The 12,819-nt window shown below is 74.0% G+C and carries 11 protein-coding genes and 1 tRNA gene; 7 read left to right on the plus strand and 5 right to left on the minus strand.

Translation table 11 applies throughout. From position 1 onward, the window contains the following. Positions 1–33 precede the first annotated feature (33 nt). Positions 34–366, plus strand: a complete 333-nt coding sequence (locus BT341_RS25285; protein WP_072478643.1) for an antibiotic biosynthesis monooxygenase family protein — start codon at positions 34–36, stop codon at positions 364–366. A 300-nt stretch (positions 367–666) separates the two neighbouring features. On the opposite strand, the gene BT341_RS25290 is transcribed toward BT341_RS25285, so the two are convergent. The 3 genes from BT341_RS25290 to selD are packed head-to-tail and all read right to left on the minus strand — an operon-like array spanning position 667 to position 2,522. Beyond that, positions 667–1,233 (minus strand): cysteine hydrolase family protein, encoded by a 567-nt coding sequence (locus tag BT341_RS25290; RefSeq protein ID WP_072478644.1) that lies wholly within the window; start codon positions 1,231–1,233, stop codon positions 667–669. 39 nt (positions 1,234–1,272) lie between these two features. Further along, positions 1,273–1,485, minus strand: a complete 213-nt coding sequence (locus BT341_RS25295) for a DUF2795 domain-containing protein (RefSeq protein ID WP_072478645.1) — start codon at positions 1,483–1,485, stop codon at positions 1,273–1,275. A gap of 35 nt (positions 1,486–1,520) precedes the next feature. Further along, positions 1,521–2,522 (minus strand): selenide, water dikinase SelD, encoded by a 1,002-nt coding sequence (gene selD, locus BT341_RS25300; RefSeq protein WP_072478646.1) that lies wholly within the window; start codon positions 2,520–2,522, stop codon positions 1,521–1,523. A 46-nt stretch (positions 2,523–2,568) separates the two neighbouring features. On the opposite strand from selD, the gene BT341_RS25305 reads away from it, so the two are divergent. The 6 genes from BT341_RS25305 to nrfD all read left to right on the plus strand — a co-directional run bounded on the left by BT341_RS25305 (position 2,569) and on the right by nrfD (position 10,658). After that, positions 2,569–2,663: transfer RNA gene (locus tag BT341_RS25305), tRNA-Sec, on the plus strand. Further along, positions 2,663–3,946, plus strand: coding sequence for an L-seryl-tRNA(Sec) selenium transferase (gene selA, locus BT341_RS25310; protein WP_072478647.1), 1,284 nt, complete (start codon positions 2,663–2,665; stop codon positions 3,944–3,946). The genes BT341_RS25305 and selA overlap by 1 nt, the downstream gene beginning before the upstream one ends. Then, a complete protein-coding gene (gene selB, locus BT341_RS25315) occupies positions 3,937–5,658 on the plus strand; it encodes a selenocysteine-specific translation elongation factor (protein ID WP_072478648.1) in 1,722 nt (573 codons plus the stop codon). The genes selA and selB overlap by 10 nt, the downstream gene beginning before the upstream one ends. A gap of 38 nt (positions 5,659–5,696) precedes the next feature. Next, the gene (gene fdh / locus BT341_RS25325) at positions 5,697–8,924 is read left to right on the plus strand and encodes a formate dehydrogenase (RefSeq protein WP_245805099.1); all 3,228 of its coding nucleotides are present in this window, start codon (positions 5,697–5,699) and stop codon (positions 8,922–8,924) included. Beyond that, positions 8,917–9,738, plus strand: a complete 822-nt coding sequence (locus tag BT341_RS25330) for a 4Fe-4S dicluster domain-containing protein (RefSeq protein ID WP_072478651.1) — start codon at positions 8,917–8,919, stop codon at positions 9,736–9,738. The genes fdh and BT341_RS25330 overlap by 8 nt, the downstream gene beginning before the upstream one ends. Next, on the plus strand, positions 9,735–10,658 hold the full coding sequence (nrfD, locus tag BT341_RS25335) for an NrfD/PsrC family molybdoenzyme membrane anchor subunit (protein ID WP_084743259.1): 924 nt from the start codon (positions 9,735–9,737) through the stop codon (positions 10,656–10,658). The genes BT341_RS25330 and nrfD overlap by 4 nt, the downstream gene beginning before the upstream one ends. Before the next feature lie 91 nt (positions 10,659–10,749). On the opposite strand, the gene BT341_RS25340 is transcribed toward nrfD, so the two are convergent. Both BT341_RS25340 and BT341_RS25345 read right to left on the minus strand, forming a co-directional pair. Then, entirely contained in the window at positions 10,750–10,932 is a 183-nt protein-coding gene (locus BT341_RS25340; RefSeq protein ID WP_072478652.1) for a CsbD family protein, read from the minus strand. Between the two features lie 93 nt (positions 10,933–11,025). Continuing rightward, positions 11,026–12,816, minus strand: coding sequence for a complex I subunit 5 family protein (locus BT341_RS25345; protein ID WP_072478653.1), 1,791 nt, complete (start codon positions 12,814–12,816; stop codon positions 11,026–11,028). Positions 12,817–12,819 lie beyond the last annotated feature (3 nt).

Consider the following 12,819-nt stretch of genomic DNA (forward strand, 5'->3'; position numbering starts at 1 on the left):
GGTGGCGGCGAGAGGCGGATCTAGGCTCCGGCGGTGTCGTTCACAAGACCGGAACCACCGTACTACGCGGTGATCATCAGCAGCGCCCTCGACGCGGCCGACCTGGACGGTTACGCGGCGATGGACGAGCGAATGGCAACGCTGGGCCGGGCCCAGCCGGGCTACCTGGGCCGAGAGTCGCGGACCGACGGGAACGGCCGCGAGCTGACGGTGCTGTACTACCGCGACGCGGAGTCGATCGAGGCGTGGAAACAGCACCCGGAGCATTTGGAGGCCCAGCGCCGCGGCCGCGAGCAGTGGTACGCGGATTACCACATCGAGGTGGCGAAGGTGGAGCGAGCGTACGGCTTCAGGCGGCAGAAGTAGCCGGGCGGACACGGGAACTGCGCGGTTGCGGGGGCCGTGAGATCGCGCGGCTGCCAGGACCACCGCGGGCGGCGAGCAGCGGAGGTTGCGAGCTGCGGGGAGCCGGCCGGAGGCGGCCGCAGCCGCGCAGACCCGCCGGCAACGGCCCGGAGTGCCCGGCACCGCAACCTCCCACGGCAGCCTCGCAGATCCCTAGGCTGCCCTCGGTCCCGGCCTGCCTCGGCTCCAGGCTGCCCTCGCCCTCGGTTTCGGCCCGGCCACGGCCTGCCCTCGGTCCCGGTCCCCGCCGCAAAACCAGCCTCAGGCCGATGCCTTGACCCCGAACTCGACCTCCGCAGTCGGCACCGTCCCGGCCGTACGACCAGGCGCCCGGTGGTACTTCCAGTACAGGTTCGTGTGCGCGATGACCAGCTCCGGCGCCGGCGCTCCGTAAGCCGTCAGATCCTCGGTCGTGTGCGCGTCCGCCACCAACGTGGCGTCATACCCCCGTGCGATCGCTCCGTGCAACGTCCCGCGGATGCACTCGTCCGTCTGCGCTCCCGCCACGACCAGCCGGCCGATCCCGCGCGCCGCCAGGACCTCCTCCAGGTCCGTGTCCTCGAACGAGTCCGCATACTCCTTGTGCACCACCGGTTCCGGCTCACGGCGGCTCAGCTCCGGCACGTACTCCCACTGCTCGCTCCCGCGCGGCAGCTCCTCGCTCGAGTGCTGCACCCACACGACGTCGGTCCCCGCCGCGCGGGCCTTCTCCACCAGCTCGGCGATGTTCGCGACCACCGTCGCGCGGTCGTGGGACCCCTGCATCACGCCGTTCTGGACGTCGACGATCAGCAGGGCGGTGTTCGGGCGGTCGGTCAGCGTCGTCATGGCGTCACCCTAACCGCGGGCACCGACAATTTCCGGCCCTCAGGGCGCTCCGCCGATGTGCTTGGCCGACACCGCCTCCCACACGGCGTCGAAGTTCTCGTACCGGTCGCCCTCCGGCAGGCCGCCGAGGGAGCCGAGCACCGAGTCGCCGCCGCCGGCCGCGGCCGCCCGGCGCAGGAGCTCGTCGCGGCCGCACGGGTACTCGGTTTCCGCCAGGTGCTGTTCGAGGCTGGTTCGGTCCGGTGCAGGCATGATCCCCGCGTACCCGCCGGCGCGATCCCGGAAACTCAGCCGACGACGATCGTGTGATCCCCGCGCGGCACGAGCTCCCCGATCACCGGGTGGCCCGGCACCTCGCCGGCGACCAGCAGCCCGCCCGACGTCTGCGCGTCGGCCAGCAGCAGCGCCTCGTCCGCCGAAATCCGGGTCAGGTCCACGTGCGGGCGTACCCAGTCCAGATTGCGCCGCGTGCCGCCGCTGACGTAGCCGTCGCGCAGCGCCTCGCGCGCGCCCTCGATGTACGGCACCGCCGCCGGATCGATCCGTGCCGTGACACCGCTGGCGCGCGCCAGCTTGTGCAGGTGGCCGAGCAGGCCGAAGCCGGTGACGTCGGTGGCGCAGACCGCCCCGGCGGCGAGCGCGGCGCGGGCCGCGGTGTCGTTCAACGTCGTCATCACGTCGATCGCCTGCCCGAACCGCTCGCCGGTGGCCTTGTGCCGCGCGTTCAGCACGCCGATGCCCAGCGGCTTGGTCAACGTCAGCGGCACGCCCGCGCGGCCCGCGTCGTTGCGCAGCAGCCGCGCGGGGTCCGCGACGCCGGTGACCGCGAGCCCGTACTTGGGCTCCGGGTCGTCGATGCTGTGCCCGCCCGCCAGGTGGCAGCCCGCCTTGCCGCAGACGTCGAGGCCGCCGCGCAGCACCTCGCCGGCCAGTTCGAACGGCAGCGTCTCGCGCGGCCAGCCGAGCAGGTTGACCGCCACGACCGGGGTGCCGCCCATGGCGTAGACGTCGGACAGCGCGTTGGCCGCGGCGATGCGTCCCCAGTCGTAGGCGTCGTCGACCACCGGGGTGAAGAAGTCCGTGGTCGCGATGAGCGCGGTCGAGCCGGAGATCCGGACCGCGGCCGCGTCGTCGCCGGTCTCGAGGCCCACGAGCAGCTCGCCCGCCGGGTCGGCGGGGGACCCGCCGGTGAGGCCGCGGACGGCCTCCTCCAGCTCGCCGGGCGGGATCTTGCACGCGCAGCCGCCGCCGTGGGCGTACTGGGTCAGTCGGAGGGCCACGGGGTTCATCGTGCCCGTCCGCCGCGGACTTGGCAGGATGGCAGCCATGGTGCAGGGAGGCGTATCCGGCCTGGTGACCGGCGCGGTCTTCAAAACCGTTGAGCGGCAGGTCCTGCCGCTGGCGGGTTCGATTCCCGTCCGCCTCCGCCATGGGTGACCCGCGCCGCGCGATCCCGCGGACCGACGCGGTCCTGGCCGAGCCGCGGGTCGCGAAAGCGGCCGGCACGCTCGGGCGTGACCTGGTCAAGGCCGTGGTCACCGACGTCCAGCGGGCCGCGCGGAACGGCGAGATCGCGCCGGGGGACGTCGTCGACGCCGTCCTCGCGCGGCTGCCGGCGGGCGCGGCGTCGCTGCGGCCGGTCGTCAACGCGACCGGTGTCGTCGTGCACACCAACCTCGGGCGCGCGCCGCTGTCCGCGGCCGCGCTGGACGCCCTGGTGGCGGCCGGCGGCGCCACCGACGTCGAGTTCGACCTCGCGACCGGCGAGCGGGCCCGCCGCGGGCGGGGCGCGCTGGCGGCGCTCGCCGCGGCCGTCCCGGACGCCGGCGGCGTGCACGTGGTCAACAACAACGCGGCCGCCCTGCTGCTGTGCGCGCTCGCACTGGCGCCGGGCCGGGAGATCGTCGTCAGCCGCGGCGAGCTGGTCGAGATCGGCGACGGCTTCCGCATCCCCGACCTCCTCGCGGCCACCGGCGCCCGGCTGCGCGAAGTCGGCACCACGAACCGGACGTCGGTCCGCGACTACGCCGACGCCCTCGGCGCGGATACCGGGTTCGTCCTGAAGGTGCACCCGTCCAACTACCGGGTCACCGGCTTCACGTCGGAAGCGGCGCTCGGCGAGCTGGCCGGCCTCGGCGTCCCCGTGGTCGCCGACATCGGGTCCGGCCTGCTGGCGCCGCACCCGCTCCTGCCGGCCGAGCCGGACGCCACGACCGCCCTGCGGGCCGGTGCCACGGTCGTCACGGCCAGCGGCGACAAGCTGCTCGGCGGCCCGCAGGCCGGCCTGCTGCTCGGCGACGCGGACCTCGTCGAACGGCTGCGCCGCCACCCGGCCGCCCGCGCGCTGCGCGTCGACAAGCTCACGCTCGCCGCACTCGAAGCGACGCTGCGCGGACCCCGCCCGCCGGTGCGCGCCGCTCTCGACACGCCCGTCGAGAGCCTGCGGCAGCGGGCCCGAGCCCTCGCCCGCAGCCTGGCGGACGTCGGCGCCGAAGCGGTGTCCTCGGTGGCGGCCGTCGGCGGCGGGGGCGCACCGGGCGTCGAGCTGCCCAGTGCCGCGGTGAGCCTGCCCGCCCGGTACGCGGCGGCACTGCGGACCGGCGAGCCCGCGGTCGTCGGCCGCGTCGAGCGGGACCGCTGCCTGCTCGACCTGCGGACCGTGCGCCCCGAAGAGGACGCGAAGCTGCTGGAAGCCGTGCGCCGATGCGGGTGATCGTCACGGCCGGGCACGTCGACCACGGGAAGTCGACGCTGGTGCGCCGGCTGACCGGGATGGAACCGGACCGGTGGGCCGAGGAACGGCGCCGCGGCCTCACCATCGACCTCGGCTTCGCCTGGACCCGGATCGGCGGCGAGGACGTCGCGTTCGTCGACGTGCCGGGCCACGAACGGTTCGTGCCGAACATGCTGGCCGGCGCCGGGCCGGCCCCGGCGGTGCTGTTCGTGGTCGCCGCGGACGAGGGCTGGATGCCGCAGTCGGCCGAGCACCTCGCCGCGCTCGACGCGTTCGGCGTCTCCCGCGGCCTGCTGGTCGTCACCAAGGCCGACCGCGCCGACCCGGGCGCCGCGACGGAGGCCGCCCGCCACGAGATCGCCCGCACGTCGCTGGGCGCGGTGCCGAGCGTGGCCGTCAGCGCCGCCACGGGCGCGGGGCTCGACGAGCTGCGCGCGGCGATCTCGGCGCTGACCGGCGGGCTGCCGCCACCCGATCCGGACGCCGACGTCCGGCTGTGGATCGACCGGGCGTTCACCGTGTCCGGGGCGGGCACGGTCGTCACGGGCACCTTGGCCGCGGGTACCGTCGCGGTCGGCGACGAGCTGCTGCTGGGCCGGACGCGGGTGAAGGTCCGCGGCCTGCAGGCGCTCGGCGAGCCCCGCGACCGGGTCGCGGCCGTGGCGCGGGTGGCGGTCAACCTGCGCGGCACCGCGCGTGGCGACACCGGCCGCGGTGACGTCCTGCTGACGCCGGGCCGGTGGCTGACCACGGCCGAGTTCGACGTCCGGCTGCGCGGCGCGGCCGCCGCGGACCTGCACCGGAACCTGGTGCTGCACTTCGGGACCGCCGCCCTGCCGGTGCGCGTCCGTCCACTGGGGACGGACACCGCGCGGCTCACGACGGCCACCGCGCTGCCGCTGCGCGCCGGGGACCGCGGCCTGGTGCGCGACCCCGGCGAGCACCGGATCGCCGCGGGGTTCGACGTGCTCGACGTCCGGCCGCCGCCGTTGACCCGGCGCGGGGCGGCCCGCGCCAGGGCCGCCGAGCTGGCCGGCCCCGATCTCGCCGGAACCTTCCTGCGCCGCACCGGGTTCGTGCGGGCCGCGGACCTGGCGGCGATGGGCCTGCCGGAGACCGGGCAGCGGGTGGGGGAGTGGCTGGCCGACCCCGCCCGGCTCGCCGGGCTGCGCGCCGAGGCCGTGGCGCTCGTCGGGTCCTGGGACGCCGTCTCCGCCGGGATGCCGGTGGAAGCGCTGCGCCGGCGGCTCGGGCTGCCCGCGCCGGAGCTGGTCGCGCCGCTGCTGGCGGGCACCGGCCTGGACGTGGCGGGTGGTCTCGTGCGCCGTCCGGGCGGGCTGGCCCCGGCGGTGGAGAAGGCGCTGGAGACCGTGGAAGAGGCGCTCGCCGAGCACCCCTTCCGCGCGCCGGAGGCGGACGAGCTGCGGGCGCTGGGACTGGGCCGGCGCGAGCTGGCGGCGGCCGTCCGCCTCGGCAGGCTCACGGCGGTCGCCGACGGTGTCGTACTGGGACCGGACGCCGAAGAGCGGGCCGTGGCGCGGCTGCGCCGGCTGCCCCAGCCGTTCACCGTGTCGGCCGCGCGGCGGGCGCTGGACAGCACCCGCCGGGTGATGATCCCGTTGCTGGAACGCCTCGACGCGGCCGGGCGCACCGAACCGCTCGGCGACGGGACGCGCCGGACGCGTGGTTAGACCTGCGAACCGCGGGTATCGGTACTACCGTGCCAAGCATGGGTGTACGGCGGTGGATCGAAGGCTGGCCGGTGTACCGGCAGCTGACCGGTCCGGACCGGACAGGGCGCGCCTCCGCCGTCAAATCGGACGGGTCGGAGAAATGGCACGCGCGCACCGAGGACGCCGACAAGGTCGTCCCGTCCGTGTGCCCCTACTGCGCCGTCGGCTGCGGCCAGAAGGTCTACGTCAAGGACGGCCGCGTCACCCAGATCGAGGGTGACCCCGACTCGCCGATCTCGCGTGGCAGGCTCTGCCCGAAGGGCTCGGCCAGCAAGCAGCTCGTGACCAGCCCGAGCCGCGTCACCGAAGTCCTCTACCGCCGCCCGTACGGCACCGACTGGGAGCGCCTGCCCCTCGACAAGGCGATGGACATGATCGCCGACCGGGTCCTCAAGACCCGCGCCGAGACGTGGCAGGACGCCGACGACCAGGGTCGCAAGCTGAACCGCACGCTCGGCTTCGCCAGCCTGGGCGGCGCGACGTTGGACAACGAAGAGAACTACCTGATGAAGAAGCTGTACACCGCGCTCGGCGCGATACAGATCGAAAACCAGGCCCGTATTTGACACTCCGCCACGGTTCCCGGTCTGGGGACCTCCTTCGGTCGTGGGGGCGCCACGACGTTCCAGCAGGACCTCGCCAACGCCGACTGCATCGTCATCCAGGGCTCGAACATGGCCGAGTGTCACCCGGTCGGGTTCCAGTGGGTGATGGAGGCGAAGGCCCGCGGCGCGAAGATCATCCACGTCGACCCGCGGTTCACCCGCACCAGCGCGGTCTCGCACGTCCACGCGGCGTTGCGGGCCGGGACGGACATCGCGTTCCTCGGCGGCCTGATCAACTACGTGCTGGGCAACGAGAAGGACTTCCGCGAGTACGTGCTGGCCTACACGAACGCCGCCGCGATCCTGCGTGAGGACTTCGCCGACACCGAAGACCTCGACGGGCTGTTCTCCGGCTACGACCCCGAGCGGCGCCAGTACGACATGGCGTCCTGGGAATACGAGGGCGCGCCGACGGTGCCCGCGTCCGGGTCGGCCGACCCGGAGCAGCCGGGCGAGCCGGGCTCGGAGCACCACCACGGCGGCGAGGGCCACCAGAGCACGGCCCGGGCCGACACCTACGGCAGCGGTGGGGCGGCGGTCGGCGGCAAGCCGAAGACCGACGAGACGCTGCAGCACCCGCGGTGCGTGTACCAGGTGCTGAAGCGCCACTTCGCGCGCTACACGCCCGAGCTGGTCGCCGACGTCTGCGGCCTGCCGGTGGCGCAGTTCCACGAGATCGCCGAGGCGATCACGGCGAACTCGGGCCGCGACCGGACGACGGCGTGGGTGTACTCGGTGGGCTGGACCCAGCACACCGTCGGCGCGCAGTACATCCGCACCGCGTCGATCCTGCAGACCCTGCTCGGCAACATCGGCCGCCCCGGCGGCGGCATCCTCGCGCTGCGCGGCCACGCCAGCATCCAGGGCTCCACCGACATCCCGACGCTGTTCAACCTGCTGCCCGGCTACATCCCGATGCCGCACGCACACCAGCACCAGAGCCTCGACGAGTTCGTCGCCGCGGACGCGGGCAAGACCGGCTTCTGGGGCAACATGCGCTCGTACACGGTCAGCCTGCTCAAGTCCTACTGGGGCGACTCGGCCCGGCCGGACAACGACTTCCGGTTCGACTACCTGCCGCGGCTCACCGGCGACCACGGCACGTACGCGACCGTGCAGCAGCAGATCGCGGGCGAGTGCAAGGGCTACTTCCTGGTCGGCGAGAACCCGGCGGTCGGCTCGGCCAACGGCAAGTTCCAGCGGCTCGGCCTGGGCAACCTCGACTGGCTCGTCGTGCGCGACCTGCAGCTGATCGAGAGCGCGACGTTCTGGAAGGACGGCCCGGAGATCGAAACCGGCGAGCTGAAGCCGGAGGAGATCGGCACCGAGGTCTTCTTCCTGCCCGCCGCCGCGCACACCGAGAAGGACGGCAGCTTCACCAACACCCAGCGGCTCCTGCAGTGGCACCACAAGGCCGTCGAGCCGCCCGGTGACGCCCGCAGCGAGCTCTGGTTCTACTACCACCTTGGCCGGCTCATCCGCGAGCGGATCGGCGACGACCCGCGCGACGCGCCGATCCGCGACCTCACCTGGAGCTACCCGACCGAGGGCCCGACCGGCGACCCCAGCGCGGAGTCCGTGCTCGCGGAGATCAACGGCCACGGCCCGGACGGCCCGCTCTCGGCGTACACGCAGCTGAAGGACGACGGCTCGACCGCCTGCGGCTGCTGGATCTACTGCGGTGTCCGCGCGGACGGCAAGAACCACGCGGCGAACCGGCAGCCCGGCCCCGAACAGGACTGGGTCGCGGCGGGCTGGGCCTGGGCGTGGCCGGCGAACCGCCGGATCCTCTACAACCGCGCGTCGGCCGACCCGGACGGCAAGCCGTGGAGCGAGCGGAAGAAGCTGCTCAGCTGGGACGCCGGACAGGGCAAGTGGGTCGGCCCGGACGTGCCGGACTTCGAGCCGGCGAAGGCACCGGACTACGAGCCGCCGGAGGGCGCGAAGGCACAGGACGCGCTGAGCGGGCGGGACCCGTTCATCATGCAGACCGACGGCAAGGCCTGGCTCTACGTCCCGGCCGGGCTGGCCGACGGCCCGCTGCCCGCGCACTACGAGCCGTTCGAAAGCCCGGTCGGCAACGCGCTCTACGGGCAGCAGGTGTCACCGACGCGGCAGACGCTGGAGAGCCCGGCGAACCCGTACAACCCGTCCCGCAGCGAGGTCTACCCGTACGTGTTCACCACCTACCGGCTGACCGAGCACCACACCGCGGGCGGGATGAGCCGGACGCTGCCGTACCTGTCGGAGCTGCAGCCGGAGTTCTTCTGCGAGGTGTCGCCGGCGCTGGCCGCCGAACGCGGCCTCGAGAACGGCGGCTGGGCGACGATCGTCTCGGCGCGCACGGCGATCGAGGCCCGCGTGCTGGTGACCGACCGCGTGAAGCCGCTGAAGGTCCGCGGCCGGACGATCCACCAGATCGGCCTGCCCTACCACTGGGGCACGAACGGCCTGTCGCGCGGCGACGCGGCCAACGACCTGCTGTCGATCGTGATGGACCCGAACGTGCACATCCAGGAGGCCAAGGCGGCCACCTGCGACATCCGGCCGGGACGGCGGCCGCGCGGCGCCGCGCTGCCGGCCATGGTCGAGGAGTACCGGAGGCGAGCCGATGGCTGAGTACGGCACGCAGCCCCGGATGGGGTTCTTCACCGACACGTCGGTGTGCATCGGCTGCAAGGCCTGCGAAGTGGCGTGCAAGGAGTGGAACGGCGTGCCGGACCGGGGCGAGCTCGACCTGCTCGGCTCGTCCTACGACAACACCGGCGCGCTGGGCGCCGACAGCTGGCGGCACGTCGCGTTCGTCGAGCAGCCCGCGGTGGACCTCGGGATGCCGTCGGTCGGCGCGCCCGGCCAGGACGACCCCGGCGTGCGCTGGCTGATGTCCAGCGACGTCTGCAAGCACTGCACGCACGCCGCCTGCCTCGACGTCTGCCCGACCGGTTCGCTGTTCCGCACCGAGTTCGGCACCGTCGTGGTGCAGCAGGACATCTGCAACGGCTGCGGCTACTGCGTGCCGGCGTGCCCGTACGGCGTCATCGAAAAGCGCGAGAGCGACGGCCGCGCGTTCAAGTGCACCCTCTGCTACGACCGGCTGGGCGCCGGCCTGGAACCGGCGTGCGCCAAGGCGTGCCCGACCGACTCGATCCAGTTCGGCGAGCTGGAGCAGCTGCGGGAGCGGGCCGACGAGCGGGTCCGCGACCTGCACGAGTCCGGCGTGCCGCAGGCGCGGCTCTACGGCCGCGACCCGGACGACGGGGTCGGCGGCGACGGCGCGTTCTTCCTGCTGCTGGACGAGCCCGAGGTCTACGGGCTGCCGCCGGACCCGGTGGTCACGACCCGGGACCTCCCGGCGATGTGGAAGCGGGCGGCGGTGACGGCCGCCGGCGTGGCGGTGGCGCTCGCGGCGTCGTTCCTGGGGCGGCGCCGGTGAGCCCGCGCCGCGAACGGGCGATGGTCGAGCCCGCCGAGTTCCGCTCGTACTACGGCAGGCCGATCCTCAAGGAACCGGCCTGGAAGCAGCCGGACGTGCCGCTCTACCTGTTCCTCGGCGGTGCGGCGGGTGCGTCGGCGACGATGGCGGCGCTCGCCGACGTGACCGGGCGGCCGGGCCTGGCCCGCGTCGGCAGGCTCGTCGCTTCGGGTGGCTCGCTCGCCAGCGTGGCGGCGCTGATCCACGATCTCGGCAAGCCGTTGCGGTTCCTGCACATGCTGCGGGTGCTGAAGCCGACGTCGCCGCTTTCGGTGGGGTCGTGGATCCTGTCGCCGTTCTCGGGCCTGGCGGCGGTGGCCGCGGCGTCGGAGGTGACCGGGCGGCTGCCGCTGGCCGGACGGCTGGCCGGGGCGGGCGCGGGCGTGCTGGGCCCGGCCATGTGCACGTACACGGCGGTGCTGCTGGCGGACACGGCGACGCCGTCGTGGCACGAAGCCCACGGGACGCTCCCGGTGCTGTTCGCGGGCAGCGCGGTGACCAGCGGCGCGGGCGCGGCCCTGCTGGCGGCTCCGGCGGGCGAGACCGGCCCGGCGGTGCGCGCGGGCGTGGCCGGGGCGGTCGCCGAGCTGGTGGCCGCGCGGCACCTGGAGACCGGCCTGGGCCTGGCTTCGGAGCCGTACCGCACGGGACGCGCAGGCAAGCTTCTCAAGGCGGCCAAGGCGCTCACGGCGGCGGGGGCGGGACTGTCACTGGTGGCCCGGCGCCACCGGGCGGCCGGAATGCTGGCGGGCGCGGCCTACCTCGCGTCGGGGCTGTGCACGCGGTTCGGGGTCTACGCCGCCGGGGTCGAGTCCACAAGGGACCCGAAGTACGTCGTGGTGCCCCAGCGGGAGCGGGTCAGGCAGCGGGAAGGCCGCTGAAAGCCGCCCGGGCCGTTGATGCCCGTGCCGCGGCAGACCACAGGCGGAAGCCGCACCCCGGCGGACCGGGGTGCGGCTGTGGCGGGACGCGTCAGTCCTTGTTCGTCACGCCCTTGACGGCGTCCTTGACCTTCTCGCCTGCCTGCTTCAGCGAGCCCTTGGCCTGGTCGGACTTGCCTTCGGCCTGCCACTGCTCGTTGCCGGTGGCGTCGCCGACGGCCTCCTTGGCCCGGCCCTTGAGCTCTTCGCCCTTGTTTTCCAGCTTGTCGTTCATGAGGTGCACCTTTCGTCGCGGCGACATTTCCGGTTCGGCCAGTCGCCAAAAGGGCCTTGACATCGGAGTACCCACTCGTCCGGGGCGTACACATCAGAGCCACACGAGTGCGGTGAGCGCCGTCACCCCCACCAGGAGCCACGCGACGTAGTCCCCGACGTGCCCCGAATGACCGCGGTGCAGACCGTCGAGCGCCGCTTCGACCGGCCGCGGCCAGGACGGCAGCCGGTGCGGCCAGAGCGCCGCCGCCGCGAGCGCGACGGCCAGCAGCACGGTGAGGCCGCCGGTCAGCAGGCCGGTCGCGGTCCACTCCGCGTCCACCGCGGGCAGCATCCCGGGCGCGCCCACGGCCGGCAGGACGTCGTGCAGGTAGCCGCCGCGGTCGGCGTCCTGCCGCCCGGCCGCGACGGCGACGTCCCGCAGCCACGGGACCGCGAGCGCGGCCGCCAGCACCGCGACGATCGCGCCCGTCATCGTCGCCGGCGTGCGCGCGATCCGGTTCCCCGTCTCGGGTTCCTCGTTCGTGCCGGGCGTCCGGTCGCCGTCGTCGCGCCGCGGTGGCCGGCCCAGTCCGAAGTAGACACCCAGCCCGGCGCGCAGCACCGCGGCCGCGGTGACCGCCGTGACGGCCACGGACACCACCACCAGCCAGCCGTGGCCGGTCCGCCCGAGCGCGTGGCCGGCGACATCGCTGCCGAACGCGACGCCGAACGGCGGCAGCCCGGCCAGCACCAGCGCCGCCAGCACGAACAGCCCGCCCTCCAGCCGGGAATGCCCGCACTTGCCGAACAGCTCGTCCTCGTCGACGCTGCCGTAGCGGTCCTTCAGCACCCCGGTGAGCAGGAACAGCGCCGCCTTGGCCCCGGCGTGCCCGGCCACGGCCAGCACGAACCCCGCGGTCGCTTCGCCGTCGGCGGCGGCCAGGCCGCACAGGAACAACCCGGTGTGCGCGATGGTCGAGTAGGCCAGCAGCCGTTTCAGGTGGCGCTGGGTGAAGCACAGGACGGCGCCGAGCAGCGCGCTCGCCACGCCGAGCACCACCAGCACCCGCGCGAACGAGCCGTCGTCGAGCACGCCGCCGAACACCGTCCGCCGCACCCGCAGCACGCCGTAGACGCCCAGCTCCACCATGACGCCGGAAAAGAGCACGCACACCGGCGTCGGCGCGACCGCGTGCGCGTCGGCGAGCCAGAAGTGGAACGGCACCGCCGCGGCCTTGACCAGCAACCCGGTGCAGACGAGCACGAACGCGGCGAGCACCAGCGCGTCGGCGGGCTTCCCGTCGAGGGCGACGCCGAGCTGCGCCAGGCCGAGCTGCCCGCCGCGCGCGTAGAGCAGCCCGATGCCCATCAGCGAGAAGTACGCGCCGAGCGAGTTCACGACCCCGAAGTTGAGCGCGCCCTGGACCGAGTCGGCCTCCTCGACGCGGTAGCCGGTGAGCGCGTAGGCGACGCCGCTCATCAGCTCGAAGAAGACGAAGAGGGTGAACAGGTCGCCGGTGAGCAGGAACCCGAGCATGCCGGTGAGGAACAGCAGCATCATCGCGTGGTAGCGGGCTTCGACGGCCTCGAAGTAGTGCCAGCTGTACAGCAGCGCGCACGTCGTGAGGAACGACGCCAGCAGCGCCAGGGTCGTGTTGAGGCCGTCGGCGGCCAGGACGATGCCGAGCGACCGCGCGCCGTCCGGCCGGTGCCCGCCGAGCCAGCTCACCACCCGGCCGTGCTGCACGGCCACGAGCAGCACCGCGGTCAGGACCGTGACCGCGAGCGCCGCGGCGGTCGCGACGACGTCGGCCGCCACCCGCGGCAGCTTCGGGCCGATCCCGAGCAGCAGGCACGCGGCCAGCAGCGGGACGGCGACGACGAGGGACGGCAGCGCGTTCATCGG

Source organism: Amycolatopsis australiensis (assembly GCF_900119165.1).
Taxonomy (GTDB): domain Bacteria; phylum Actinomycetota; class Actinomycetes; order Mycobacteriales; family Pseudonocardiaceae; genus Amycolatopsis; species Amycolatopsis australiensis.